The organism is Microbacterium sp. PRC9, from assembly GCF_031844125.1.
Lineage (GTDB): Bacteria > Actinomycetota > Actinomycetes > Actinomycetales > Microbacteriaceae > Microbacterium.
Genome location: NZ_JAUZUR010000005.1, coordinates 168840 through 194732, shown reverse-complemented (window position 1 = coordinate 194732; position 25893 = coordinate 168840). Strand labels below are relative to the sequence as shown.

At 72.6% G+C, this 25893-nt stretch carries 20 protein-coding genes; 4 read left to right on the top strand and 16 right to left on the bottom strand.

The features are described from left to right. Positions 1-59: 59 nt before the first annotated feature. Complete coding sequence (locus Q9R33_RS12575) at positions 60-2342, top strand: glycoside hydrolase family 3 C-terminal domain-containing protein (protein WP_311293984.1); 2283 nt, start codon at positions 60-62, stop codon at positions 2340-2342. Positions 2343-2408: 66 nt separating this feature from the next. Here the strand turns inward: Q9R33_RS12575 and Q9R33_RS12570 are convergent, their stop codons facing one another. From Q9R33_RS12570 to galT, 3 genes are all read right to left on the bottom strand, one after another. Further along, complete coding sequence (locus Q9R33_RS12570) at positions 2409-3251, bottom strand: alpha/beta hydrolase (protein WP_311293983.1); 843 nt, start codon at positions 3249-3251, stop codon at positions 2409-2411. A 306-nt stretch (positions 3252-3557) separates the two neighbouring features. Further along, positions 3558-4754, bottom strand: a complete 1197-nt coding sequence (gene galK, locus Q9R33_RS12565) for a galactokinase (RefSeq protein ID WP_396654104.1) — start codon at positions 4752-4754, stop codon at positions 3558-3560. Beyond that, on the bottom strand, positions 4751-5947 hold the full coding sequence (gene galT, locus Q9R33_RS12560; protein ID WP_056372034.1) for a galactose-1-phosphate uridylyltransferase: 1197 nt from the start codon (positions 5945-5947) through the stop codon (positions 4751-4753). Before galT ends, galK begins: the two co-directional genes overlap by 4 nt. A 99-nt stretch (positions 5948-6046) precedes the next feature. On the opposite strand from galT, the gene Q9R33_RS12555 reads away from it, so the two are divergent. Beyond that, positions 6047-7051 (top strand): LacI family DNA-binding transcriptional regulator, encoded by a 1005-nt coding sequence (locus tag Q9R33_RS12555; protein WP_311293982.1) that lies wholly within the window; start codon positions 6047-6049, stop codon positions 7049-7051. Positions 7052-7231: 180 nt separating this feature from the next. On the opposite strand, the gene galE is transcribed toward Q9R33_RS12555, so the two are convergent. Together galE and Q9R33_RS12545 are read right to left on the bottom strand one after the other, a co-directional pair. After that, positions 7232-8218 (bottom strand): UDP-glucose 4-epimerase GalE, encoded by a 987-nt coding sequence (gene galE, locus Q9R33_RS12550; RefSeq protein ID WP_056371721.1) that lies wholly within the window; start codon positions 8216-8218, stop codon positions 7232-7234. 200 nt (positions 8219-8418) lie between these two features. Continuing rightward, positions 8419-9111 (bottom strand): ThuA domain-containing protein, encoded by a 693-nt coding sequence (locus Q9R33_RS12545; RefSeq protein ID WP_311293981.1) that lies wholly within the window; start codon positions 9109-9111, stop codon positions 8419-8421. An 87-nt stretch (positions 9112-9198) separates the two neighbouring features. Here Q9R33_RS12545 and Q9R33_RS12540 point away from each other — a divergent pair, with 87 nt between their 5' ends. After that, positions 9199-10326, top strand: a complete 1128-nt coding sequence (locus Q9R33_RS12540; RefSeq protein ID WP_311293980.1) for a glycerate kinase — start codon at positions 9199-9201, stop codon at positions 10324-10326. A gap of 109 nt (positions 10327-10435) precedes the next feature. On the opposite strand, the gene Q9R33_RS12535 is transcribed toward Q9R33_RS12540, so the two are convergent. From Q9R33_RS12535 to Q9R33_RS12505, 7 genes are all read right to left on the bottom strand, one after another. Next, a complete protein-coding gene (locus Q9R33_RS12535; protein ID WP_311293979.1) occupies positions 10436-11899 on the bottom strand; it encodes an aldehyde dehydrogenase (NADP(+)) in 1464 nt (487 codons plus the stop codon). Between the two features lie 31 nt (positions 11900-11930). Then, positions 11931-13055, bottom strand: coding sequence for a mandelate racemase/muconate lactonizing enzyme family protein (locus Q9R33_RS12530; RefSeq protein ID WP_311293978.1), 1125 nt, complete (start codon positions 13053-13055; stop codon positions 11931-11933). After that, positions 13052-13951: a 5-dehydro-4-deoxyglucarate dehydratase gene (locus Q9R33_RS12525; protein ID WP_056371714.1), complete on the bottom strand. Its 900-nt coding sequence runs from the start codon at positions 13949-13951 to the stop codon at positions 13052-13054. The genes Q9R33_RS12530 and Q9R33_RS12525 overlap by 4 nt, the downstream gene beginning before the upstream one ends. Continuing rightward, complete coding sequence (locus Q9R33_RS12520) at positions 13948-14922, bottom strand: NAD(P)-dependent oxidoreductase (protein WP_056371712.1); 975 nt, start codon at positions 14920-14922, stop codon at positions 13948-13950. The genes Q9R33_RS12525 and Q9R33_RS12520 overlap by 4 nt, the downstream gene beginning before the upstream one ends. Continuing rightward, positions 14919-16274: a Gfo/Idh/MocA family oxidoreductase gene (locus Q9R33_RS12515; protein WP_311293977.1), complete on the bottom strand. Its 1356-nt coding sequence runs from the start codon at positions 16272-16274 to the stop codon at positions 14919-14921. Before Q9R33_RS12515 ends, Q9R33_RS12520 begins: the two co-directional genes overlap by 4 nt. Before the next feature lie 67 nt (positions 16275-16341). Then, positions 16342-17352, bottom strand: coding sequence for a LacI family DNA-binding transcriptional regulator (locus Q9R33_RS12510; RefSeq protein ID WP_311293976.1), 1011 nt, complete (start codon positions 17350-17352; stop codon positions 16342-16344). Between the two features lie 90 nt (positions 17353-17442). Then, entirely contained in the window at positions 17443-18477 is a 1035-nt protein-coding gene (locus Q9R33_RS12505) for a LacI family DNA-binding transcriptional regulator (RefSeq protein WP_056371706.1), read from the bottom strand. Between the two features lie 85 nt (positions 18478-18562). On the opposite strand from Q9R33_RS12505, the gene Q9R33_RS12500 reads away from it, so the two are divergent. Beyond that, positions 18563-20863 carry a beta-L-arabinofuranosidase domain-containing protein gene (locus Q9R33_RS12500; RefSeq protein WP_311293975.1) on the top strand — a complete coding sequence of 767 codons (2301 nt, stop codon included), beginning with the start codon at positions 18563-18565 and terminating at the stop codon, positions 20861-20863. Between the two features lie 162 nt (positions 20864-21025). Here the strand turns inward: Q9R33_RS12500 and Q9R33_RS12495 are convergent, their stop codons facing one another. From Q9R33_RS12495 to Q9R33_RS12480, 4 genes are all read right to left on the bottom strand, one after another. Beyond that, complete coding sequence (locus tag Q9R33_RS12495; protein WP_311293974.1) at positions 21026-21907, bottom strand: sugar phosphate isomerase/epimerase family protein; 882 nt, start codon at positions 21905-21907, stop codon at positions 21026-21028. 88 nt (positions 21908-21995) lie between these two features. Further along, on the bottom strand, positions 21996-23213 hold the full coding sequence (locus Q9R33_RS12490; RefSeq protein ID WP_311293973.1) for a dihydrodipicolinate synthase family protein: 1218 nt from the start codon (positions 23211-23213) through the stop codon (positions 21996-21998). Positions 23214-23224: 11 nt separating this feature from the next. Then, positions 23225-24427 (bottom strand): Gfo/Idh/MocA family protein, encoded by a 1203-nt coding sequence (locus Q9R33_RS12485; RefSeq protein WP_181911818.1) that lies wholly within the window; start codon positions 24425-24427, stop codon positions 23225-23227. Between the two features lie 145 nt (positions 24428-24572). Next, complete coding sequence (locus Q9R33_RS12480; protein ID WP_311293972.1) at positions 24573-25877, bottom strand: alpha-galactosidase; 1305 nt, start codon at positions 25875-25877, stop codon at positions 24573-24575. Positions 25878-25893 lie beyond the last annotated feature (16 nt).

Genomic DNA, 25893 nt, shown 5'->3' with positions numbered 1-25893 from the left:
GTTTTCGCGAGCGGGCTCACCGCCGAGCGCTCGCCACCCCTCAGCATGGAAGGACCTCCATGAGCATCCCCGATGTCACGGAACTCACCCTCGAAGAGAAGGCGTCGCTGACCAGCGGCGCGAGCTTCTGGTACACCAAGCCGGTCGAGCGCGTGGGCGTGCCCGCGATCATGGTGACCGATGGCCCGCACGGCCTGCGCAAGCAGCGCGAGGGCGGCGACCACCTCGGCATCGGCGACAGCGTGCCCGCCACCTGCTTCCCGCCCGCCGTGGGCCTCGGCTCGTCGTGGGACGTCGACCTCGTCCACCGCGTCGGTGAGGCGCTCGGCACCGAGACCTCGATCGAGGGCGTCGCGGTGCTGCTCGGACCCGGCATCAACATCAAGCGCTCGCCCCTGTGCGGCCGCAACTTCGAGTACCTCTCCGAGGACCCGATCGTCTCGGGCGTCCTCGGCGCCGCGATCGTCCAGGGCATCCAGTCGAAGGGCGTGGGCACCTCGCTCAAGCACTTCGCCGCCAACAACCAGGAGAACGACCGCATGCGGTCGTCGTCCGACGTCGACCCGCGGCCGCTCCGCGAGATCTACCTGCGCGGGTTCCAGCGCGTCGTCGCGGACGCCCAGCCCTGGACCGTTATGTGCTCGTACAACCGCATCAACGGCGTGTACGCGTCAGAGGACCCGTGGCTGCTCACCCAGGTGCTGCGCGACGAGTGGGGCTTCGAGGGCCTCGTGGTGTCGGACTGGGGCGCCGTCAACGAGCGCGTGCCGGGCCTCGCCGCGGGCATGGACCTCGAGATGCCGTCGTCGAACGGCGTCACCGACGCGCAGATCGTGGCGGCCGTGCAGGACGGCTCGCTGGACGAGTCGGTGGTGGATGTCGCGGCCGGCCGCGTGCTGGACCTCGTGCGCAAGGCGACCGAGGGTTCCGGAGCCGTGGCAGGACCGCTCGACGTCGACGCCCACCACGCCCTCGCCCGCGAGGCCGCCGGCCGCTCGATCGTGCTGCTCAAGAACGACGGCGGCGTGCTGCCGCTCGCGAAGGACGCGAAGCTCGCCGTCATCGGCGAGTTCGCCGAGAAGCCCCGCTACCAGGGCGCGGGTTCGTCGATGATCAACCCGACGCGCCTCGACACCGCCCTCGATGGGATCCGCGCGCTCGCGAGCGGTCACGTCGCGTACGCGCAGGGCTTCAGCAACGCGCTCGAGGTCTCGGCCGACGAGACCACGGCGCTGCGCGACGAGGCCGTGGCCGCAGCATCCGTCGCCGACGCGGCCCTGCTGTTCCTGGGCCTGCCCGCCCGACTGGAGTCGGAGGGCTACGACCGCGACGACATCGACCTGCCCGCGGCGCAGCTCGAGCTCGTCGACGCGGTGCTCGCGGCGAACCCGAACACCGTCGTGGTCCTGTCGAACGGCGGCGTCGTCTCGCTGCCGTTCGCCGACCGCGTGCCGGCGATCCTCGAGGGCTGGCTGCTCGGTCAGGCCGGCGGCGGCGCGACCGCCGACGTGCTGTTCGGCGATGTCAACCCGTCGGCCAAGCTCACCGAGACGATTCCGGCGCGCCTCGAGGACACCCCCGCGTTCCTCGACTTCCCGGGCGAGTTCTCGCACACCCGGTACGGCGAGGGGCTGTTCGTCGGCTACCGCTGGTACGACGCGCGCCGCCTCGAGGTCGCGTTCCCGTTCGGGCACGGTCTGTCATACACGTCGTTCTCGTACGCGGATGCTGCGGCGCAGGTCGACGCGAGCGGCGACGTCGAGGTGACCGTGGCCGTCACGAACACCGGCGACCGCGCGGGCCGCGAGGTCGTCCAGGTCTACACGTCGCTGACCGGATCGTCGGTGCAGCGCGCGCCCCGTGAGCTGAAGGCGTTCGCGTCGGTCGCGCTCGAGCCGGGCGAGACCCAGGTCGTGACGCTGACCGTGCGTCGCAAGGACCTCGCCTACTGGGACATCCGTGCCGACCGCTGGGTCGTCGAGGGCGGCGAGTACACCGTCGACGTCGCGGCGTCGAGCCGCGACATCCGATCGTCCGTCGCCGTGACTGTCGAGGGCGACGTGCTCACGCTGCCGCTGTCGCGCACGTCGTCGATGGGCGAGGTGCTGAGCCACCCGGTCGCGGGCCCGGTGGTGCAGGCCGCGATCGCGCAGATGATGGGCGGCCTCGGCGACAGCGCGGCGTCGATCATGCCGGAGGGCGTGGACATGTCCAAGATGATGGAGTCGTTCCCGATCGGCCGCATCGGCATGATGGGCGCGCTCGCCGGTGACGGCGCGGGCGCCGGCCCCGAGATGATCGACGACCTCCTCGCGATGGCCAACGCCCCGCAGCAGGACTGATCCACGACCGGATGCCTCGGCGCCGAGCCCTTCGAGGGCGCGGCGCCGAGGCACCCGTCGTCTGTCTCAGCTGTTGAGGAAGGCGAGCAGCGCCTCGTTGACCTCGGCGCCGTGGGTCCACAGCAGGCCGTGCGGGGCGCCCTCGATCTCGACGTACGTGGCGTCGGGGAGGAGCTCCTTGAAGCGCCGGGCCGTCTTGTCGATCGGCAGGATGTTGTCGGCGGTGCCGTGCAGGATGAGCGCGGGGACGTCGACGGCGGGGATGTCGGCGCGGAAGTCCGTCGGCCAGGTCAGTGGCGCAGCGGCGATCGCGGCGTTGCCGGCGTAGGTCGCGACCTGGATGCTCGCGTCGAGCGCCTCCTGCGAGATGCGCGAACCGAGGGTGTCGTCGAGGTTGTAGAAGTCCTTGTAGAACCCGGCGATGAAGGCGTAGCGGTCGTCGCGCACGGACTGCGCGATCCCGTCGAAGAACTCCTGCGGACCGGCCCCGTCGGGGTTGTCGTCCGTGATGAGCAGGAACGGTTCGAGCGAGCCGAGGAACGCCGCCTTCGCGACGCGGCCGCTGCCGTAGCGCGACAGGTAGCGCGCGATCTCGCCCGTGCCCATCGAGAAGCCCACGAGCACGGCATCGCGGAGGTCGAGGTCCTCGATGAGCGCATGCAGGTCGCCGGCGAACGTGTCGTAGTCGAACCCCGAGCCGGCCTTGCTCGACTGGCCGAATCCGCGGCGGTCGTACGCGATCACGCGGTACCCGGCGTCCAGCAGCGCCGCCTGCTGCTTGCCCCACGACTCGCCGTTCAGCGGAAAGCCGTGGATCAGCACGACGGGCTGGGCGTCCGTCGGTCCCTGGTCGGTGTAGTAGAGGTCGATGTCCACCGAGTTCTCGGCCCCGACGGTGATGTACGCCACGATCGCTCCTTCCGGATCGCGAACGGATGCCGCGACCCTGCGTTCGACGCTAGGCCGCGGCATCCGTCCTCGCCAGTGTCTTGCACCGGCGCGTCACGAGCGTTCACACGGCGTTCAAGAGCGAGGTGTCTGCGCCGCGCCCAGGCGTTTCGACTCGCTCGTTCCTCGCTCGCTCAACGAACGGAATCCCCCGGGGCGTTCGACTCGCTCGCTCGACGACCGGAATTCCCGGTCGTTGAGCGAAGGGCGCTCTGGCGCCCGCAGTCGAAACGCGTCGGGCCCGCGAGCAACCCGGGCGCGAGACCGTCAGTCGCGCGCGGCGCCTGCCGACGGAGTGACTGTGAAGATCGTGGGAGCGGCGAAGCCGGCGGCCGCGAAGGCGGCGGTGGCGGCATCCGTCACGGCCTGCACCTTGTCGTGGGCGACCAGCGCGATCGCGGCGCCGCCGAAGCCGCCGCCGGTCATGCGGGCGCCGACGGCACCCGCCGCAAGCGCGGCCTCGACCGCCGTGTCGAGCTCGGGGACAGAGATCTCGAAGTCGTCGCGCATCGAGGCGTGCGACGCGACGAGGAGGTCGCCGATCGCGGTCGGGCCCTGCTCGCGGAGCGTGCGCACGGTGTCGAGCACGCGCTGGTTCTCGGTCACGACATGGCGTACGCGGCGGTACGTGACGTCGTCGACCAGCTCAGCGAGGCGCGGGAGGTCGTCGACACTCACGTCGCGGAGCGCCGGGACGCCGAGGGCGGCCGCACCGCGCTCGCAGGCGGCGCGGCGCTCGCCGTAGCCGCCCGTCGCGTGGGAGTGCTTCACACCGGTGTCGATGACCACGAGCTCGAGGCCGGCGTCCGCGAATCCGAGGTCGATCACCTGCGCGTCCAGCGAGCGGCAGTCCAGGAAGATCGCCGCGTCGGCGCGGCCGAGGAGTGACGCCATCTGGTCCATGATTCCCGTGGGCGCGCCCACGGCCTCGTTCTCGGCGCGACGCCCGACCTTCGCGAGCGCCACGCGGTCGAGGGAGATTCCCCACGTGTCGGCGAGGGCGACGGCGGTCGCACCCTCGATCGCCGCGGACGACGACAGGCCCGCGCCCACCGGCACGTCCGACGCGAAGGCGAGATCGACGCCGGTGACGGCCCGCGGATCGGTTCCGGATGCCGCGAGCAGCGCCCAGGCGACGCCCAAGGGGTAGCGGGCCCACTCGGGGACGTCGTCACGCTGCGCGGGGAAGATCTCGTCGAGGTCGTCGAGGGCGACCTCCACCGTCGCGTCGTCGAAGGTCGAGGCGACGCGCACGCGGAAGACGCCGTCGGCCCGCGGGGCGAGCGCGACGTGGGTGCGGTGCTGGATCGCGAACGGCAGCACGAAGCCGTCGTTGTAGTCGGTGTGCTCGCCGATGAGGTTCACCCGCCCGGGCGCCGACCAGGTGCCGACGGCGTCGGCGCCGAAGCGGGCGGCGAACAGGGCCCGCGCGATGGCGGCGGTGCGGATGTCGGTGGCGGTCACAGGGTCTCCTCGGGGATGGATGCGACGGCGTCGCGCAGCGACGCTGCGGCCGTCTCGGGGGGGACGTCGCCGATCCAGGCGCCCATGGCGGCCTCGGACCCGGCGAGGAACTTGAGCTTGTCTGCCGCGCGGCGCGGCGACGTCAGCTGGAGGTGCAGGCGCGCGCTGTCGCGGCCGCGGTGCACCGGCGCCTGGTGCCAGGCGGCGATGTACGGGGTGGGGGTGTCGTAGAGCGCGTCGACGCCGCGGAGCAGCCGCAGATAGAGCGGAGCGAGCTCGTCGCGCTCGGCATCGGTCGTCTCGGCGAAATCCGCGACGTGGCGGTGCGGCAGCAGGTGGATCTCGATCGGCCAGCGCGCGGCGAAGGGCACGAACGCGGTCCAGTGCTCGCCCTCGAGGATCACGCGGTCGCCGGCGCGCTCGAACTCGAGGATGCGGGAGAACAGGTCGGGCCCCTCGCGGTCGATCGAGGCGAGCAGGCTCGTCGTGCGCGGGGTGATGTACGGGTACGCGTAGATCTGCCCGTGCGGGTGGGGGAGCGTGACGCCGATCGCCTCGCCGCGGTTCTCGAACGGGAAGACCTGCTCGATCCCCGGCAGTGCCGAGAGCGCGGCGGTGCGGTCCGCCCACGCCTCGATCACGGTGCGGGCGCGGGTCGCCGAGAGCGAGCCGAACGAGCCCGAGTGCTCGGGGCTGAAACAGACGACCTCGCAGCGGCCCACGCTCGTGCGGGTGCGGCCGAGACCGGGCGCGACGAGGTCGTCGAGGTCACGGGGAGCGTCGACGCCGGCGGGCGCATCGCCGTGCGTGACGGCGAGCGCGGGCCCGAACGACGGCGACTTGTTCTCGAACACGGCCACGTCGTAGAGCGACGGGATCTCGGACGGGTTGGTCGGCGTCTGCGGGGAGAGCGGGTCGAGGTGCGCCGGCGGCAGGAAGGCGCGGTTCTGCCGGGCCGCAGCGACCGACACCCAGTCCCCGGTGAGCACGTCACGGCGCATCGTCGCGGTCTCGGGCCGCGGCGCGAGGTCGCGTGCGTCGACCGCACGGTCGGGGCCGAGCGTCGTCTCGGGGTCGTCGTAGTAGATCAGCTCGCGACCGTCGGCAAGGCGGGTCGGGCGCTTCACCACTCCCGCGCCGAGCGTCTCGGCGGGGAGGTCCTGGGCGGACACGACGGTGTCATCCTGAGGCATGTTCACGTCAACACGGTACCAACTCGGCTATGTTATCGTCAACACGGATGCTGCAACCCGGTGTGACATCGACGGCATCCCAGCGAATCGGGGTGGGGCATGACGGCCAGGCGCGTGTCGATGGCGGACGTCGCGGAGCGCGCGGGCGTCTCCGGTCAGACCGTGTCGCGGGTGGTGAACGCGAGCCCCCGCGTCGACCCCGAGACCCGCGCGCGCATCGAAGCGGCGATGACGGAGCTCGGCTACCGCCCGCACCGTGCCGCGCGGGCCCTGCGCACCGGCCGCACGCAGACCATCGGGCTCGTGGTGTCGACGCTCGCCTCGGTGGGCAACTCCCGCATGCTGCAGGCGGTGGCGGATGCCGCGGCCACCCGCGGCTACGCGCTCACGGTGGTGACGCTCGGCGCCGACGGAGACGTTGCCGCGGCATTCGAGCGACTCGCAGAGCAGGGCGTGGACGGCGCGATTGTGCTCAACGAGGCGACGGCCCGCGTCCGCGGAGCCGATGTCGGCGCCGCGGGGCTGCGGCTCGTGGTGGTCGACTCCCCGCGCGACGATCGCTTCGGCGTGGTCGAGACCGACCATGCCGGCGGGGCTCGGCACGCCACCGAGCACCTGCTGGCGCTCGGGCACGCGATCGTACGCCATCTCGCCGGCCCCGACGGGTCGTTCGCCGCCGCCGAGCGCGAGCGCGGCTGGCGCGAGGCGCTGACGGCAGCCGGCGCGTCGGTGCCGCCTGTGGTGCGCGGGGATTGGACGTCCGCGTCGGGCTTCGCGGCGGCATCCGCTCTTCTCGAATCCGGTGCGACCGCCGTCTTCGCCGCCAACGACCAGATGGCGCTGGGGGTCCTGCGCGCCGTCGCCGAGTCGGGGCGCGCCGTGCCGGGAGATGTGAGCGTGGTCGGCTTCGACGACGTGGCGGATGCCGCCGACTACCGGCCGCCTCTCACCACGGTGCGGCAGGACTTCGACGCCCTCGGCGCGCGCGCGGTCGCGGCCCTCGTCGACGGGATCGAGGCGGGCACGCCGGCCGCGTTCGAGACCGTGCCCACGCGCCTCGTCGTGCGCGAGAGCACCGCGCCCGCCCCACCTCCCGGTCGTTGAGCGAGCGAAGCGAGTGCGCCGCGCCCGCCCCGACTCCCGGTCGTTGAGCGAGCGAAGCGAGTGCGCCGCGCCCGCCCCAATCCCCGGTCGTTGAGCGAGCGAAGCGAGTCGAAACGCCTCGAACCCGGCGCAGACCGCGGGGTCGAGGCGTTTCGTCTGCGGCGCCGGAGCGCCCTCCGCTCACCGAGCGGGGGTCGCCGCCTGGCGGGCCTCCCAGCCGGTGCGGACCATCTCGTCGACGCTGTAGCGGTTCTTCCAGTCCAGGTCGCGGGCCGCGAGCTCGCCGGTGGCGACGATGCGGTCGGGGTCACCGGGCCGGCGGGGTGCGATCTCGGGCGTGAAGTCGATGCCGGTGACGCGGCCCATCGCGTTCATGATCTCGCGGACGCTCAGGCCGTTCTGCGAGCCGAGGTTGTACGCGGGCTCGATCGGCCGGTTCGCCAGCAGGCGCTGAGCGGCCGCGACGTGGGCCGCCGCGATGTCGGCGACGTGCACGTAGTCGCGCACGTTCGTGCCGTCGGGGGTGTCGTAGTCGTCGCCGTTGATGCGGGGCGTCTTCCCCGCGAGCAGCGCCTCGAACACGAGCGGGAAGAGGTTGTGCGGGCTGGTGTCGTACACCGACGGGTCACCCGAGCCGACGACGTTGAAGTAGCGCAGTGCGGTGTAGCGGAGGGCGTGCTCGGAGGCGGCAGTCGCGATCGCCTGGTCGCGGATGATCCACTCGCCGATGAGCTTCGACTCGCCGTAGGGCGAGGCCGGGCGCTTGGGCAGGTCCTCGGTCACGAGCGGGACGTCGGGGGTGCCGTACACCGCGGCTGACGACGAGAAGACCAGGTTCGCGACACCCGCCGCCTGCATGGCGGCCAGGAGCACGCGCGTGCCCTCGACGTTCTGCGCGTAGGTGTGCAGCGGACGCTGCACCGAGACCCCGGCGTACTTGAAGCCGGCGAGGTGGATGACGCCCACGACCTCGTGCTCGCGCAGGGTGCGCTCGACGAGTTCGCCGTCGAGGATCGACCCCTGCACGAACGGCACGCCCTCCGGCACGAACGACGCATGCCCGCTCGAGAGGTCGTCGATCACGACGGAGTTCAGGCCCGCATCTGCGAGCGCACGGACGATGTGGGCGCCGATGTAGCCGGCGCCTCCGGTCACGAGCCAGGACATGTCACTCCGGATTCAGGTGGGGGCGAATGCGCCGAGCGGCGCCGCCTCCATTCTGCCCGGTCGGACGGATGCCTCGAATCCGCTGTCGGCCGGGGGTCGGCGTGCACGGCGTCGGAGGTTTCGGCCGACACGCCGGGTCGCGGCATCCGTCATCCGGCGTGTCGTGCGAGAGCTCCGATTCTGTGCACCGGTGTCGAGCCTCAGACCCGCGCGGCCCAGCGTGCCGCGCGCTGGAGCAGTGCCACGTGCTCCGGGGCGTCGTAGGAGCGCTCGTCGTGTCCGAGCGAGCACACCACCGCGCGCGTCGGCGCCTCCCGCACCCACACGGCGGCGTGCTCGGCGCCGTCGACGTCGTGCACCGCGAGGATGCGTGCGCCGTCATCGACCACGAGGTCGCTGTAGCGCTCGTCGAAGACGTCGAGGTGCGGCATCCGTCCGCTCACGGGGTGATCGCCGTCGACGACCCGCACCCGCGCGTCGCCGATCGGCGGATGCCACGAGACTCCGGGCTGCCATTCGCCGCCGATCGCCTCGCGCCAGGCGGGGTGGTCGCGCAGGCTCGAGAGCGCGGCGTGCACGGCGATGAGCCCGATGCCGCGGGCGATCGCGGAGCGGAGGCCGGCGTCCGCCGCGGGGTCGGCGCGATGCCCCAGCTCGGTCGCACCCTCGCGCCACGGGTCGCCGGCGTTGACGACGAGCAGATCGAACCCGTCGAGGCTCGAGAGCGCATGGTCGACATCGTCATCGACCGTGACGTCCCAGCCGTCCGCGCGCAGCGCGTCGGCGATGCGGGAAGAGGTCGCGGGGAAGGGATGCCACGGGTCGGCGTACCGGCCGGTTCCGGTCGCGATCACCGCGCGGCGTGGGCTGGACTCGGCTTCCGGTCGCTCCATGGATACCATGATCTGCAGGATAACGCTTTCCCGCGCTCCTGTCGGCCGGAAAAGACAACACCGTGCATGTCCGAGGAGAATGACGCCATGGCTCACACCGTCGTGATCGCCCCCGATTCGTTCAAGGGAACGATCGGCGCGGCCGCCGCCGCCGAGGCGCTCGCCGCTGGGTGGCGCCGCGAGAGCACCGACAGCGACCTCCGGCTCCTGCCGATGGCTGACGGCGGCGAGGGTACCGTCGACGCCTTCGCGGCCGCGGTGCCGGGCGCGCAGCGCATGCCGGTGACGGTGACCGGCCCCGAGGATGAGCCCGTCGAGGCGTCATGGGTCCTCCTGCCGCCGACGCCCGACGCACCCCACGGGACCGCCGTCGTCGAACTCGCGAACACGAGCGGCATCGAGCTGCTCGGCACCCCGCCGCGCCTGCGCGCCTTCGACGCACACACGCGCGGCTTCGGCGAGGCGATCGCCGACGCCCTCGCGCACGGCGTCTCGCGACTCGTGCTCGGCATCGGCTCGAGCTCGTCCACGGACGGCGGCACCGGCATGCTCACCGCGCTCGGAGCGCGATTCACGGATGCTGCGGCCCGGCCCGTCGTCGCCGGCGCACGCGGGCTCGGCTCTGTGGCGGCGGTGGACCTCTCAGGGCTGGCGCCGCTCCCGCCCGGCGGTGTGACGGTGCTCAGCGATGTGACCAACCCGCTGCTGGGCCCGCGCGGGGCCGCTGCGGTGTTCGGGCCGCAGAAGGGTACGCTGCCCGACGACATCGCGGTGCTCGACGCCGGGCTCGCGCGACTGGCCGCGTTGGTCGACGCCGACCCCGAGACTCCGGGCGCCGGGGCGGCGGGCGGGACGGGGTTCGGCCTGCTCGCGTGGGGCGCGCGCCTCGTGCCCGGGTCGGCGGCGGTCGCGGAGCTCGTGGGACTCGACGCGGCGGTAGGCGAGGCATCCGTCGTCGTCACAGGCGAAGGGTCGTACGACGGTCAGTCCGCGGCGGGCAAGGTGCCCGCCCACGTCGGCGCGGTCGCCGCCGCGGTCGGCGTGCCGGTCGCCCTGGTGGCGGGCCGCATCGCGGCGGACGCCGACACCTCGGGCTTCGCCGCGACCGCGTCGCTCACCGAGCTCGCGGGCTCGGGCGAGGCCGCGATGGCCGAGACCGCGCGGTGGCTCGAGGAAGCCGGCGCTCAGCTCGCTCGCGAGCTCGACCCCCGCTGACCTCGGCCGCACAACCCATCATCCGGAACCGGGTGGGCAAGGTCCCGGTCGTTGAGCGAGCGAGTCGAAACGCCCCGGACCAACGGCAACCGGGGCCCTCGGAACCGCGTCAGCGGCCGGTGTGGAGCACGCCGTTCCGGCGGTGCGGCAGGCGCGTCAGCGACTCGTCGCGAAGCGCCTCGGGAAGGAGCGCCTCGGGGGCGTCCTGGAACACGACCGGCCGGAGGAACCGGCGGATCGCGGTCGCGCCGACCGAGGTGTGCAGCGACGTCGTCGCGGGCCACGGGCCGCCGTGGTGCTGCGACCAGGTCACGGCGACGCCCGTCGGCCAGCCCGCGAAGAGCACGCGCCCGGCCTTGCGGGTGAGCACCTCGAGCACCGCCGCGACGTCATCGCCGGACTCCGAGTGCAGCGTCGCGGTGAGCGAGCCGGGCACCGCCTCGAGCGCGGCGTGCAGCTCCTCGTCCGAGGAGTAGCGCACGAGCAGCGTCACGGGACCGAAGCACTCCTCGAGAAGCGTCTCGGGGCGCGCGGCGACGGCCGCCGCATCCGTCGACAGGACGACCGGCTGCGCCGACCCTGCCTCGGCCGGAAGACCCTGGGCGACCACCGACACCGAAGGATCCGCCTCGAGGTGCTCGATGCCCGACGGGAACGCCGCGGTGATGCGGTCGGTGAGGAGCGGTCCGCCCGCGGCGCCGGCCGCGAAGCCGGCGACGAGGTCTTCGAAGCCGGCGCCCTCAGGCACGAACACGACTCCGGGCTTGGTGCAGAACTGGCCGACCCCGAGCGTGAACGAGCCGACGAGGCCCTGCGCGAGCGCCTCGCCGCGCGCCGCGACGGCGGCCCGCGTGATGACGACGGGGTTCACCGAGCCGAGCTCGCCGTAGAACGGGATCGGGTCGGGACGCCCCGATGCCAGGTCGAACAGGGCGCGGCCGCCGCCGAGCGAGCCGGTGAAGCCCGCGGCCTGGATGGACGGATGCTGCACCAGCGCGTTGCCCGCCTCGCGGCCTTCGACGAGCGCGAGGGAGCCCTCCGGCGCGCCGGCCTCGACGAGCGCGGCGGCGACGATGGCCGCCGTCCGCTCCGACAGCCGCGGGTGGCCTGAGTGCGCCTTCACGATGACCGGGTTGCCGGCCGCGAGGGCCGATGCGGTGTCGCCGCCGGCGACCGAGAACGCGAACGGGAAGTTCGACGCCGAGAAGACCGCGACGGGGCCGACGCCGGTCAGCATGCGGCGCAGCTCGGGGCGGGGCGGGGTCGCCGACGGGTCGGCGTCATCGACCGTGAGCTCCAGGTACGAGCCCTCCTCGACGACGGTCGCGAACAGGCGCAGCTGCCCGGTGGTGCGTCCGACCTCGCCGCGCAGACGGGCTTCACCCAGGCGGGTCTCCTCGTCGGCGATCTCGACGAGCTCGTCGATGTTCGCATCGAGCGCGTCGGCGGCGGCGCGCAGCCACGACGCCCGGGTCGCAGCATCCGTCGCCCGCCAGATCGGTGCCGCCGCGGCGGCGGCCTGCGCGAGAGCGTCGAGTTCGGTCGCGCTCGTCGTGGTGGTGGTGGTGGTCATGAGGGTGAACCTTCCCGATGAGGATTCGATGTCAACAGAAGCGGAGGCCGAGGCCCGCGTGGGGGACCTCGGTGAGGGCGCCGTCGGCGATGCGCACGGGCGACGGGTCGCGGAGCGCGCCGAGGGCGCCGAAACCGGCGTCCTCCACATCCTCCGCCATGGGCTCGGGAACTCCCGGCACCGAGCGCAGGCAGAGGGCGAGCTGGCCCGAGAGCTCCGGCAGCAGATGCGGGTGCACGGCGGCGCCGTAGACGCCCGCGATGGCCGCGATCCCGAGGAACGGGGTGATGCCGCCGACGCGGACGATGTTCGGCTGCACGATCTGCGCGGCGCCGGTGCGGAGGAAGTCGTCGAACCGGTACACGTTGTGCAGGTTCTCGCCGACCGCGATCGGGATGCCGCTCGACGCCGCCAGCCGCTTCGACAGCTCGTAATGGCCGTACAGGTCGTCGGCGCGCAGCGGCTCCTCGATCCAGGCCGGCGTGACCTCCGCGAGCACCTCGAGCGAACGCGTCGCGCGATCGAGGTCCCAGCGCTGGTTCGCATCGATCATGAGCTGCCGGTCGGGCCCGAGAACCTCGCGCACGGCCTTCATGCGGTCGAGGTCTTCCGCGACGTCGGGCTTTCCGACCTTCACCTTCACGGCGTCGAAGCCCGCGTCGACCCAGCGGCGCACCTGCGCCACCAGCTCGTCGGTCGAGTAGTGCAGGTTCACGCCCGACCCGTACGCGCGCACGCTCTCGCGCTGCGGACCGAGCCACTGCGCGACCGACCGCTCGTCGGCGCGTGCCGCGGCATCCCACAGTGCCAGGTCGAGCCCGGCCATCGCGATGGTCGTGATCCCGCCGCCACCCGCCTCATGGAGGTGCTCCCAGAGCGGCAGCCACCCTTCGCCCGGCTCGGCCGAGCGCCCGATCGCCCACGCCGTGATGTCGTGTGCGAGCAGGGCGTGCACCGCTTCGGCGCCGATCTGCGGCGTCCACGAGAAACCCCAGCCCTCGGCGCCGTCCGAGCGCACGACGTGGGTGGCCACGACGCCCACCGACGTCACGTCGGCCGCCCACGGCCGCGTCAGCGGCACGCGCACGAGGCGCGCGTCGAACGAGGCGATCGTGGTGCGGGGCGAGGCCGCCGTCGAGGGCGCGGCGGAGGTCACAGGAGTGCTCGCCCCGCCTCGAGGATCTCGGCCAGGCGCGCCTCCTGCGCCGGGGTCGGGTCGACGAGCGGCGCGCGCACCGACCCGACGGGCAGGCCGCCCAGGCGAAGGCCGGTCTTGATGAGCGAGACGCCGAAGCCGGGGGTCTCGTCGCGCAGCGCGACGAGCGGCGAGTAGAAGCCGTCGAGCAGTTCGGCGCGGCGCGCCTCGTCGCCGTCGACGTACGCGCGGTAGTACGCGTTCGCGACCTCGGGGATCATGGCGAACGCCGCCGACGAGTACAGCGGGATGCCGATGCCGCGGTACGCGCCCTGGGTGAGCTCCGCAGTGAGCAGGCCGTTGAAGAACGCGAAGTCCTCGCGTCCCTCGGCTGCGACGGCGCGCACGATCTGCTGCGCGAGGCCGACGTCGCCGACGCCGTCCTTGAACCCCACGACCTTGGGGTTCTGCGCGAGGCGGCGCACCGAGTCGACGGAGTACTGCGCGGTGCCGCGGTGGTAGATGACGACGGGAAGATCGGATGCTGCCGCCACGGCCTCCACGTAGGCCACGAGCCCTGCCTGCGGACCGCCGACGAGGTACGGCGGCAGCACGAGCAGCGCGTCGGCTCCGGCGTCGGCGGCAGCACGCGCAAGGGTCGTCGCGTGGCCGAGCGGACCGCCGGTGCCGGCGACGACCGGCACGCGGCCGGCCACGGTCTCGGTCGCGATCTGCACGACGCGCGTCGCCTCGTCGGTCGAGAGGGCGTGGAACTCGCCCGTGCCGCACGCGGGGAAGACTCCGCCGGGGGAGTGCGCGAGGGTCGTGTCGAGGTGCTGCCGCAGCAGGCCTTCGTCGACGCGGCCGTCGGCGTCGAACGGGGTGACGGGGAAGAAGAGGATGCCGTCGAAGTTCACGCCAGCACGTCCTTTCGGGCGGAGTCGGTGGTGGGGGCGGAGTCGAAGCCGATCGGGTTCGCGGGGCCGGCAGCGGGCTCACCGAGCTCGCCGCGCCAGGTGTGGGCCGGGCGCCAGCCCAGCACGCGCCGGGCCTTCGCGTTCGAGAACGCGGGCGCCGTGCCGGTGAGCTCCGCCGCGAGCTCGTCCGAGCCGGGCACGAACTGCGGCAGCAGCTCGGCGAGCGGACGGCGTGCGAGCGCGTCATCGGCGCCGACGAAGAACACCTCGGCGTTCGGGATCTCGGGAAGTGCGACCAGGAGGGTGTCGACGAAGGTGGCGACGTCGCGCGCGTCGACATAGTTGAAGAGCGCGGGCGCCGACAGTGCGGGGTCGGCGAGACGCTCACGCACAGTGTGGCCCTGCTGCGTGAGTGCGCCCTGCCACTCCTCGGGGGCGATGACGTAGCACGGCCGGAACGCCGCGAAGCGAGTGGCATCGCCGGTCTGGCGCGCCAGCATCGCGATCGTCTGCTCGGCGAGGTGCTTCGACAGCGCGTACGCGTTCCACGGCTTCGGTGTCGTCTCCTCGTCGAGGGGGAACCGATCGGGGAGCCAGCCTGTGGGGCAGTTGTACCCGAGGACGGTCGGGCTCGACGCCGTCACGATCTTCGGGATGCCCGCGGCCACGCCGGCCGACATCACGTTGAGGGCCATCGTCGCGTTCGTGCGGAGGATGACGTCCTCGGGGGCGCTGAACGGCACGGCGATCGCGGCGAGATGGATGAGCGCGTCGGCCCGGGTGCCGGCGATCGCGCGGGTTGCGGCATCCGTGTCCGTCAGATCCACGGCGATCTGCTCGAGGCCCTGAAGCTCACCCGCTTCGGACACCGCGCGGTCGAGCGAGACCAGTTCGTGCCCGGCCGCGGCGAGTCCCGCGACGAGGCTGCGGCCGAGGCGCCCCGCCCCGCCGGTGACGGCGATGCGCGTCATGACCGGACGGCCTCGGCGCGCGCCGCGTCGCTCGCGAGGAAGCGGATGCCGAGGTCGGCGACCTGCACCGGCAGGCCGGTCTCGAGGGAGCGGTTGCCGGCGATGCCGACCGCGATGGAGCGGACGCCGTCTCGCCAGTCGGCGGGGCGGGCGAGCGGGTCGTCGCCCGGGCCCTCGAACACGTCGGCGAGCAGGAGCGCGTCGCCGCCGCCGTGGCCGTCGCTGTTGCCCTCGAGCGGCACTTCGTAGGCGGCCTCCCAGTGACGCTGGACGATGAGGCGTTCGCCCTCGGGGCGGAGCGACCCGGTCGTGCCGGCGTCGCTGGCGGACGGGTCGAGCACCGGGTGCAGGCCCTCGTCAGCCAGGACGGCGCCGCGTTCGACAACCTCGAGCTCGGCCCGGCCGAGGGTGCCGTTGACCGCGACCCGGTAGCCCTCCCAGGGCGAGTGGGCGTTCAGCGAATAGCTCAGCGTCGCGCCGGAGGCGTAGTCGACCACGAGGGCGAGGTTGTCCTCGATGGTGATCCCCTCGCCGAACACGTCGCGGTCGCGCAGGTACCCGTCGTGCTCCTCGGCGTCGAGGTACAGAGCCTTGAGACGTTCGTCGTCGCGGAGGTCGAGCTCGAAGGCATCGCCACCGTCGTGCGTGCCGCGGGCAGGACGGTCGCCGAGGCCGCGGGCGGCGGCGTTGTCGGCGCCGTAGAACCGCAGCGCGCCCGACGCGTAGACGCGGCGCGGTGCGGAGCGGATCCACCAGTTCACGAGGTCGAAGTGGTGGCTGGCCTTGTGCACCAGCAGTCCGCCCGAATGCTCCTTCTCGCGGTGCCAGCGGCGGAAGTAGTCCGCGCCGTGCTTGGTGTCGAGCACCCACGAGAAGTCGACCGAGGTGACCTCGCCGATGGTGCCGTCCTGGATGACCTGACGCAGCGCGGAGTTGCGCGGCGAGTATCGGTAGTTGAACGTGATGACGACCTGCCGGCCGGTGCGGTCGATGGCGTCCTCGATCGCCGCGGCGCTCGGCCCGTCGATGGTCAGCGGCTTCTCGACGACGACGTCGGCGCCCGCATCGAGCGCCCGCACGATCAGCGGGGCGTGCAGATCGTCGCGTGCACAGATGACGACGCGGTCCACCTGCTGCTCGCGGATCATCGCCTCGAGGTCGTCGGGCCCGTAGACCGCGGGAGCGGCGAAGCCGGCTTCGACGACACGATCGACGTAGTACTGCGCGCGCACCGGGTTCGGCTCGCAGATCGCGACCAGGGCGGCGTCGTCGCTGTACCGTCCGATGATCGCGTCGACGTGCATCTGGGCGCGGTGTCCCGCGCCGACGAGGGCGTACCGGCGGTGGCTCATCTCACTCCTTCAGGAAACGTTTTCTCAGAGTATCATGCTGCGCGTCGGAAAGCGCTCGCCGCGGTGATCAGGCCGCCGGGCCGGTCGTGCCGCGGATGGTCAGCTCGGGAAGGACGGTCAGCGGATGCCCCGGCTCCGCGCCCTCGAGCAGCTCTCGCATGCGCGACCAGGCCTGCACGCCGAGCTCCGTCGCGGGCACGGCTGCCGTCGTCAGCGGGGGAGTCGTGTACCGGGCGAACGGGATGTCGTCGAACCCCACGATGGAGAGGTCCTCGGGTACGCGGCATCCGCTCGCCTGCACGGCGCTCAAGAGGCCCATCGCGACGAGGTCGTTGAAGGCGAGCGCGGCCGTGGCCCCTGACGCCAGCACGGCGCCACCTGCGGCGGCACCCGCCTCGAAGTCGACGCCGCACGGGATCTCGGTGACGTGCGTCTCGGGATGCTCGGCGGCGAACGACGCGATCGCCTCGAGGCGCGCGGTGTTGGCGACGCTGCCCGGTGCGCCGGCGAGGAAGACGATGCGCCGGTGCCCGAGACCGTGGAGGTGGTCGAGCTCGGCGGCCAGTGCCGTGCGGTAGTCGGCGCGCACGTGCGGCACGTCGCCCGAGGCGCGATTGATGAGCACGACCGGCCGCAGTCCGCCGACGAGCCGGTCGAGCTCGTCCTGCGGCAGGCGCGGCGCGCAGAGGATCACGCCGTCGGTGCGCCGCCGTGTCGTGCCCGCGAGCACGCGCTCCTCTTCGACGGACTCCGCCGAGTCGGCGACGAGCACGTGGTAGTCGTCGGCCGCGGCGGCGTGGCTGAGTCCCCGCAGGATCGCCTGGAACGTCGGGTTGCCGAGGTCGGGGACGACCACCGCGACGGTCTGGGTGCGACCCAGCACGAGGCTGCGCGCGACCGGGCTCGCGGTGTAGTCGAGCTCCGCGGCGGCGGCCTTCACGCGTTCGGCGAGCGCCGGATCCACGGTGGGGTTGCCGTTGAGCGCGCGCGACACCGTCGACAGCGACACCCCCGCTCGGGCGGCGACGTCGGCGATGGTCGCGCGCGTCGAGCGATCGGCGCGGGGCGGTCGAGGCATCCGTGTCTCCCTGGGTCTCGGCGCGCTCAGCCTACCCGGAAACGTTTCCTCACCCGGCCATATCGCCGCCGGCGCCGACCTCCGCGCCCGTCAGCTGCGCGGCGGCGTGCTGCCCCGCACGATCACCTCGAGCGGGAGCTGCGGCTCGGCCGCCTCCCACTCCGGGTCGGTGGCGGCCTGCAGGGCGCGGTAGCCGAGGTCCTCGAGGGGCACGCGCACGGTCGTGAGACCGGGGCGGATGTCGCGGCCGGTGGCGATGTCGTCGAAACCCGCGACCGCGATGTCGGCGCCGACCTGGCGTCCGGCGTCGCGCACGGCCGACATGATGCCGATCGCGACGACGTCGCTGATGCCGAAGATCAGCGTGCCCGCGGGCACGTCGGCCTCGAGCAGCTCCGACGCGGCCGTGTAGCCGGCGTCGCGCGTGAACCCGGTGCGTCGTACTTCGCGGACGCTCCCGCCCGCGGCCGTGAAGCCCTCGGTGAAGCCTTCGAGGCGGTCATCGGACGTGCGGATGCCCTCGGATGCCGCGACCACGATCGCGTCGCGATAGCCCAGCCGCGCCAGCTCGGCGCCCAATGCCGCCGAGCCCCCACGGTTGTCGACGGCGACCGAACGGGCGGTGCCGCCGCCAGGGCCGACGACGACCACGCGGCCGCCCATGTTCGAGAACGCCTCGAGCTCGCCCTGCAGCCCGACGGCGTCGGGGCCTTCGACGCGGGAGGCCGCGAGGATCAGGCCGCGCGGTCGTTGTCCGCGCAGGGCCCGCACCAGCTTGACCTCGCGCTGCGGATCGCGCTCGGTGATCGCGATCGTGACGACGAGGCCAGCCTCGTCGGCGCCGCGCGCGACGCCGGAGGCGAGTTGACCGAAATAGGGGTCGGCGATGTCGGCGACCAGGAGCGCGACGATGGCGGCGGTGCCTCGCGCGGTGGCCTGGGCGGAGAGATTGGCCGTGTAGCCGAGCTTCTCGGCGGCGGTCTCGACGCGCTCGCGGTAGCTCTCGGCCACCTTTCGCGTCGAGCCGTTGAGCACCCGTGACGCGGTCGCGAGCGAGACCCCAGCCTCGCGCGCGACATCGTGAAGGGTGGCGGCGCCTCGGGTAGGCGCGATGATGTCGCTCACAGGCCAGAGTCTAGAGCCTGTGTCCGGTTCCGGCGATAGATTGGGAAGCGATTTCCCCCCTCCTTTTCCCCAGTTGAGGACCGACATGCCCCGCACTGCAGCGCCGCACTTCGCCTCCGCCTCCGAGGTGCGCCTCACCGGCGCCGACCTCGACGCGCAGCGGACCGTCGGCGTGACGCTCCAGCGACTCGATCCCGAGCGGCTCCTCGCACCGTTCCGTCGAGAAGCCGGGCTCCCTGCGCGGGCCGAGAACTACGGCGGGTGGGAGTCCGACGGCCTCGACGGGCACACGGCCGGTCACGTGCTGTCGGCAGCGAGCACGCTGGCCGCTGCGGGGGACGCGGACGCGGCGGCTCTCGCGCAGACGCTGGTGCGCGGCATCCGGGAATGCCAGCTCGCCAGGGGGTCGGGCTATGTGGGCGGCGTGCCCGACGGTGAGGCCCTGTGGGACGAACTGCGCGCCGGGCGCGTCGAGGTGGGGGCGTTCCACCTCAACGGCCGCTGGGTGCCGCTGTACAACCTGCACAAGATCGTCGCGGGGCTCGTCGACGCGGTCGAGCTGACCGGCGACCCGGCCGCGCGCGAGACGCTCGAGCACCTGGGTGCCTGGTGGCTGCGCACTGCGGGCGACCTCGACGACGAGGCGTTCGAGCGCATCCTCGAGTGCGAGTTCGGCGGCATGACCGAGGCGTTCGCGCGACTGGCGCTGGTGCTGCAGGATGCTGCGTACCTGCGGCTCGCCCGCCGGTTCGCGCGGCGCGGGCTCGTGGAGCCGCTCGCGGCCGGCCGCGACGAGCTCGACGGCCTGCACGCGAACACGCAGATCCCGGTGGCAGTGGGCTTCGCGACCATCGAGCGTGCGGCGCGCGTGCTCGCGCCCGAGCTGCTGCCCGACATCGAGCCCCGCGAGGGCGCCGCCGCGCGCGTGTTCTTCGACCGGGTCGCGCGCCACCGCAGCGCCGCGATCGGTGGCGACAGCGTGCGCGAGCACTTCCCGTCGGGCTTCGCGAGCATGTTCATCGCCCGCGAGGGCCCCGAGACCTGCAACACGCACAACATGGTCAAGCTCGCGGCCGAGCTGCACCACCTCACCGGCGACGACGCCTACCTGCTGTGGGCCGAGCGCGCGCGGGCCAACCACCTGCGTTCGGCGCAGCATCCCGGTCACGGCGGACTCGTGTACTTCACGCCGCAGCGCCCCGCGCACTACCGCGTGTACTCGCCGGAGGCGGAGGGCTTCTGGTGCTGCATGGGATCGGGCTTCGAGGCGCAGGCGCGCCACGGCGCGCTCGTCTACGCGACCACGGGCGACGAAGTGCGCGTCAACGCCCTCGTGCCGTCGCGCGCCGTGCTCGGCGGGGTCGAGGTCGCGCTCGACGTGGACGACACCACCGATCCGTCGTGCGTGCGCGCGACGCTCGAGGTGGTCGCGGCCCACGCCGTGCGCCTCGCCGTGCTCGTCCCCGACTGGGTCGACGGCGACGCGCCCGCCGTCATCGACGGGACTGCGCAGACGGATGCCGCCACCGCCGCCGCGGGCACGCGCCTGGTGGTCGAGCTCGGCGCCGGGACGTCCGTCGTGACGCTGACGCTCCCGCGACGGCTGCGCTTCGAGCAGCCCGCCGATGGCTCGGCGTGGGCCTGGATCGTCGACGGACCCGACGTGCTGGCGCAGCGACAGCCCGACGACGCCGTCGCGTACCGGGGCACCGGCGCGCGCATGGGGCACATCGCCGTCGGGCCGCTGCGCCCGCTTGCGGAGACGCCGGTGCTCGCCCCCGGCGCGCTCGCTCGCGCGCTGCGTCTCGGCGCCGGCCGGGTGCGGGTGCCCACGGCCGACGGCAGCAGCGTCGAGCTCGAGCCGTTCGCCGGCATCCACGACGCGCGCTACACGCTGTCGTGGCCACTCGCCGCGGACAGCAGCACCGCGTCCGCCGCCGAGCGTCGCGCGGCGCTCGAGCGGATCGACGCCTCCTCGCTGGGACTCGAGGCACGTACCCGCGACGTCATCGCGTTCGGCGAGCAGCAGCCGGAGTCGGATCACGGCCTGTCCGCATCCGACGAGGAGATCGGCGTGCACGCAGACGCGCGCTGGCGCCGCACCCGAGGCGCGATCACAGCGACCCTGCGCGACTGGAGCGGCACGGCCGAGACGTTGCGTGTCTCTTGGCTGGGCGGCGACGACGACGCGCACCTGCGGATCACCGTCGGCGCAGCTGTGGTCCTCGACGAGCCGGTGCCCGCAGGGTCCGGTGACGAGACCCGCGAGGTGCCGCTCGGCGCTGCGACCGGCACGGTGGAGCTTCCCGTGCGCCTCGAGGCTGCAGGCTCGGCGACGCCCCGCCTGCGCGAGCTCCGGCTGCTGTCAGCGGCATCCGACCGCTGACTCCGAGCACGCCCTGCTCCGCAGTCTCGTTCGGCGACTTCGCTCGTCGCGGACTCGCCGGAGGTGACTGCGGAACAGGCGTTTGCGGTGATGACGAAGCGCCCGCGGGGACGCCGGTGGGTCGGCGTGCCCGCGAGCGCTTCTGAGCTCGCGGAAGCGTCGTCAGCTCGCGACGCGGGCGCGGAGGGAGGGCGAGACGGATGCTGCGAACCCGGCGGCCGTGCGCTGCACGGCGATGAGCGGGTCGGTGGCCCAGATCTCCTCGTTGAAGATCTCGACCTCGATGTCGCGGTCGTAGCCGGTCGCCTCGACGGCCTCGGTCAGCGACGCGAAGTCGATGACGCCGTCGCCCGGGTAGTGGCGGCTGAGCAGCGGGTCCGCCGCGAGCGGCGTCTTCCAGTCGCACACCTGGTACGTCGCGATGCGGCCCTCGCGGCCCGCGCGCTCGATCGAGGCCAGCACGTCGGGGTCCCACCAGATGTGGAACGTGTCGACGGTGGCGCCGACGACGGAGGAGTCGAAGTCCGCGGCGATGTCGAGCGCCTGCCCGAGCGTCGAGACGACGCAGCGGTCGGAGGCGTACATCGGATGAAGCGGCTCGATGGCGAGCGTGACGCCCGCGGCCGCAGCATCCGGTGCCAGCTCGCCGATGGCGTCGCGCACCCGCTCGCGCGCGCCCACGAGGTCGCGGGACCCCTCGGGCAGCCCGCCCGCGACGAGCACGAGGATCGCGGTGGACCCCTCGGCGCCCGCCGCAGCGAGCGTCGCGGCCTCTTCGATCGCGACGCGGTTGTCGTCGATCGACGCGCGGCGCGCGGGGCCTTCGGGCATCGTGAAGAAGCCCGAGCGGCAGTGCGTCGTGAAGCGCAGGCCCGAGTCGGTCAGCATCGAGGCCGCGGCCTTGAGGCCGACCTCCTGCACCGGCTCGCGCCACAGGCCGATCGCATGCACGCCCGCCTCAGCGGTCACGCGCAGGGCGGTCGCGAGGTCGGCGTGCTTGATGGTGGCCTGGTTGATCGACAGGCGGGGGTCGGGGGCGTTCATGCGCGGCCCTCCTTCAGACGTGCTCCGAGCGTGGCCGCCGACGCGCCAGCAGGCGACCACACTCGGAAGGCGATGGCGGTGGCCGCGCTCACGCGATCACCCCGGGAACATCGATGCCGTTGTGGCGCAGCATCCCGTGCCAGCGGATGGCCGCGAGCTCGGGACGCTCGAGGGCGAGCGACGAGTTCGCGAGTTCGACGATGCGCGACAGGTGCGGAAGGCTCCGCGCCGAGTGCAGCCCGCCGACCATCTGGAACGCGGGCTGGTGCCCGTTCAGCCACGACAGGAAGGCGACGCCGGTCTTGTAGTAGAAGGTCGGCGCGGCGAACACCTGACGGCTGAGCTCCTCGGTCGGGCCCAGGATCTCGAGATACCGGGCAGGATCGCCGGCGTCGAGCGCCTGGATCGCGGCCGATGCGACCGGCGTGATCGCCGCGAACGCGCCGAGGAGGGCGTCGGAGTGCTGGCGCGGGCTCTCGGGGTTGCGCTCCGGCTGCGTCGCGTCGGGCACGTCCTGGCCGCCGATGAGGCCGACGTAGTTGAAGTCGTCGCCGGTGAACATGCGCACGCCCTCGGGCAGGCGCTCGCGCACCGACACCTCGGATGCGGCGTCGAGCAGGCTCATCTTCACGCCTGCGACCTTGTCGACGTTCTCCGCGATGATCTCGAGGAGGACCGCGGACGCCTCGCGCCAGTCGGCCGAGCCGAAGTAGCCCTCGAGCGCCGGGTCGAACGCCGTGCCCAGCCAGTGGAGCACGACCGGCACGGTCGCCGACTGCAGCACCTCGCGGTAGACGTCGCGGTAGTCGTCGGCCGACTCCGCGACGCGCGCCAGGTGGCGCGACGCCATGAGGACGGGGCCCGCGCCCTGCTCCTCGGTGAAGTGGAGCTGCTCCTTGTAGGCGTCGATGACCTCCTGCAGCGAGATGCGCTCGGCCTCGACGTGATCGGTGTTGACCCCGACCACGACCGACCCGCCCTCTTCGCGCGCGACCTCGGCCGATCGCGCGATGAGGTCGCGCGTCGCGGCGGCGTCGAGGCCCATGTTGCGCTGGGCGGTGTCCATGGCGTCGGCGACGCCCAGACCCCACGAGTACACCGCGCGGCGGAAGTCCAGCGTCGCGTCCCAGTCGACCTCGGCCGGCTGACCGGGGGTGTTGTCAGCCCAGGTCTTCGGCACGACGTGCGCGGCGGCGTACGCCACGCGGCTCTGGAGCGGGCCCTCGGGCTTGGTGTAGCCCGGCGACTCGTTCAGCTCGACGGGGGTCAGGGCTCCGGCGTCGGAGAGAAGTGTGAGCTTCGGCATCCGTCGTCCGATCAGTCCAGCGACAGCGTGGGCAGCTCGACCTTGCGGCCCTCGCGGCTCGACTGCAGGCCGGCCTCGGCGAGCAGCACGCCGCGCGCGCCCGACAGCAGGTCGAACTCGTACTCGGTGCCCTCGACATACGAGACGAGGAACTCCTCCCACTGCTGGCGGAAGCCGTTCTGGAACACGTCATTCGTGGGGACCTCGGCCCAGTCGGCGTCGTAGTCGTGGTCGTCGGCGAGGTCGGGGTTCCACACCGGCTTCGGGGTGGCGTTGCGGTGCTGGATCTTCGCGCCGAACAGGCCCACGACGGCCGAGCCGTGCGTGCCGTCGACGTGGAACTCGACGAGCTCGTCGCGGTTCACGCGCACGGTCCACGACGAGTTGATCTGCGCGACGATGTCGCCCTCGAGCTCGAAGATGCCGTAGGCGGCGTCCTCGGCGGTGGCGGTGTAGTGCTCGCCCTTCTCGTCCCAGCGGTCAGCGATGTGCACGGCGGCCTGCGCGTAGACCGTCTTGACCTCGCCGAACAGGTTCTCGAGCACGTAGTTCCAGTGCGGGAACATGTCGACGATGATGCCGCCGCCGTCCTCGGCGCGGTAGTTCCACGACGGGCGCTGGGCCGGTTGCCAGTCGCCCTCGAAGACCCAGTAGCCGAACTCGCCGCGCACCGAGAGGATGCGGCCGAAGAAGCCCGAGTCGATGAGGCGCTTGAGCTTCTGCAGGCCCGGGAGGTACAGCTTGTCGTGCACGACGCCCGTCTTGACGCCCGCCTCCTGCGCGAGCTTCGCGAGCTCGAGGGCCTCGTCGACCGTCTCAGCCGTGGGCTTCTCGGTGTAGATCGTCTTGCCGGCGGCGATCGCCTTGCGCAGAGCCGAGGCGCGGGCCTTCGTGACGAGGAAGTCGGCGTAGATCTCCCAGCGCGGGTCGGCGAGGGCGGCGTCGAGGTCGGTCGTGTAGTCCTCGATGCCGTGCTTGGCGGCGAGCTCGGCGAGCTTGGCCTCGCTGCGGCCGACGAGGAGGGGCTTCACGGTGACCTTGGTGCCGTCGGGCAGCTCGATGCCGCCCTGCTCGCGGATCGCGAGGATCGATCGCACCAGGTGCTGGCGGTAGCCCATGCGGCCCGAGACGCCGTTCATGATGATGCCGATCTCACGCACGGTGGGACGGACGGATGCCTCGGCCGAGGCCGGGGCGAGAGTCGTGTCAGTCATGGGGTCCTGCTTTCTGCTCTGAAGGCTGTGGGTACCCTGCTTCACGGTCGTGACCGGAAGCGAATGGGTAAACGCTTTCCAATAGTGTGACACGGGATCGGACCCTGCGCAAGCGCTTTCCCAGCAGCATCCGATCACCGTCTGTTCAGGCGCGCAAGAGCACACACCCGTGGGGCTCGAGCGAGACCCGTACGACCGAGCTGCCGGGGGCGACGCTGCGCGCGGTATCGGACTGCTCGTGCACGGCTTCGACGGGCAGGGATTCTGAGCTCCAGACGTCGAGGACCGCCCTCAGCGCGGGACCCAGCCCGAGGGAGCGGGTGTCGAACGGCACCTCGCGCGCCTCGTCGGCGGTGTTGAAGACCGCGACCCAGCGCGTGTCGCCGCGCTCGGCTGTCCAGATCACGAGGTCCCGCTCGCGCAGCAGCTCGCGGTTGCCCGTGGAGTCCCGCAGGATCTCGAGCACGTCGTCGTTCTGGAAGAGCGCGATCGTCTCGGGCGCGCTCGTCGGCAGATCGCCGCCGATCATGAGCGGGGATCGCGCCATGACCCACAGCGTGACGAGGGTCCGGCGCTCGGCGAGCGTGAGCGCACCCTCGCGCGGCTCACCGCGCTCGGCGCGGAGGCCGATGCGGCCGAGCGGCAGCATGTCGGCGTCGGGCCAGCCCTCGGGGCCGGCGAACGGCGCCCAGCGGGCCAGTCGTGCGAAGTTCGCTTCGACGTCCTCCCACCGGTCCCACAGATCGTCGCAGATGCGCCACATCGTGGCGTTCTCGCGAAGATGCTCGAGATGGGCGGCCGACAGGTCACGGCCCGGCGACAGCGACAATGCGATCTCGCGCGGCGCGGTCTCGATCGCGGTCGAGAGGGCCTCGATCTCGGCGGCCTGGTACGGCCACAGCATGTCGTCGGCCTTGATGAAGTCGACGCCCCACAGCGCGTACTGGTCGGCGATCGAGTGGTAGTAGGCGGCCGTGCCGGGCGTGCCGTGGTCGAGACCGACGTAGTGCGGGTTCCACTCGCAGGCGTTCGACGGGTCGGCGATGCCGGCCGCGGTCGCCTCGACGCCCAGTACCGGCAGGTCGCGATCGACCGCGATCCGCGGGATGCCGCGCATGATGTGGATGCCGAACCTCAGCCCCAGCTCGTGGATGCGCTCGGCGAGCGGCCCGAAGCCCGCACCGCCCGCCGCCGAAGGGAAGCGCACCGGGTCCGGCTGGACCCGCCCGAACTCGTCGATCACCAGGGGTGCGGACTCGTTGTAGCCGTGCGACCGGGCGGTCGGATCCGCCCAGTCGATGTCGACGACGATCGTGTCCCATCCGTGGGGGAGCAGGTGCTCGGCCATGAACTCGGCATTCGCCAGCACCTCGGCCTCGGTCACTGTCGTGCCGTAGGAGTCCCAGCTGTTCCAGCCCATCGGCGGGGTGGCGGTCTTGCGCAGCGTCATCGCTGTCTCGTCTTCC

Coding starts and splice junctions, on each gene's coding strand:
- Q9R33_RS12515 (WP_311293977.1), bottom strand. CDS start 16,274: ATGAGCCACCGCCGGTACGCCCTCGTCGGCGCGGGACACCGCGCCCAG.
- galE (WP_056371721.1), bottom strand. CDS start 8,218: ATGTCCTGGCTCGTGACCGGAGGCGCCGGCTACATCGGCGCCCACATC.
- Q9R33_RS12555 (WP_311293982.1), top strand. CDS start 6,047: ATGACGGCCAGGCGCGTGTCGATGGCGGACGTCGCGGAGCGCGCGGGC.
- galT (WP_056372034.1), bottom strand. CDS start 5,947: ATGCCTCAGGATGACACCGTCGTGTCCGCCCAGGACCTCCCCGCCGAG.
- Q9R33_RS12535 (WP_311293979.1), bottom strand. CDS start 11,899: ATGACCACCACCACCACCACGACGAGCGCGACCGAACTCGACGCTCTC.
- Q9R33_RS12480 (WP_311293972.1), bottom strand. CDS start 25,877: ATGACGCTGCGCAAGACCGCCACCCCGCCGATGGGCTGGAACAGCTGG.
- Q9R33_RS12500 (WP_311293975.1), top strand. CDS start 18,563: ATGCCCCGCACTGCAGCGCCGCACTTCGCCTCCGCCTCCGAGGTGCGC.
- Q9R33_RS12495 (WP_311293974.1), bottom strand. CDS start 21,907: ATGAACGCCCCCGACCCCCGCCTGTCGATCAACCAGGCCACCATCAAG.
- Q9R33_RS12575 (WP_311293984.1), top strand. CDS start 60: ATGAGCATCCCCGATGTCACGGAACTCACCCTCGAAGAGAAGGCGTCG.
- Q9R33_RS12520 (WP_056371712.1), bottom strand. CDS start 14,922: ATGACGCGCATCGCCGTCACCGGCGGGGCGGGGCGCCTCGGCCGCAGC.
- Q9R33_RS12510 (WP_311293976.1), bottom strand. CDS start 17,352: ATGCCTCGACCGCCCCGCGCCGATCGCTCGACGCGCGCGACCATCGCC.
- Q9R33_RS12490 (WP_311293973.1), bottom strand. CDS start 23,213: ATGCCGAAGCTCACACTTCTCTCCGACGCCGGAGCCCTGACCCCCGTC.
- Q9R33_RS12545 (WP_311293981.1), bottom strand. CDS start 9,111: ATGGAGCGACCGGAAGCCGAGTCCAGCCCACGCCGCGCGGTGATCGCG.
- Q9R33_RS12540 (WP_311293980.1), top strand. CDS start 9,199: ATGGCTCACACCGTCGTGATCGCCCCCGATTCGTTCAAGGGAACGATC.
- Q9R33_RS12485 (WP_181911818.1), bottom strand. CDS start 24,427: ATGACTGACACGACTCTCGCCCCGGCCTCGGCCGAGGCATCCGTCCGT.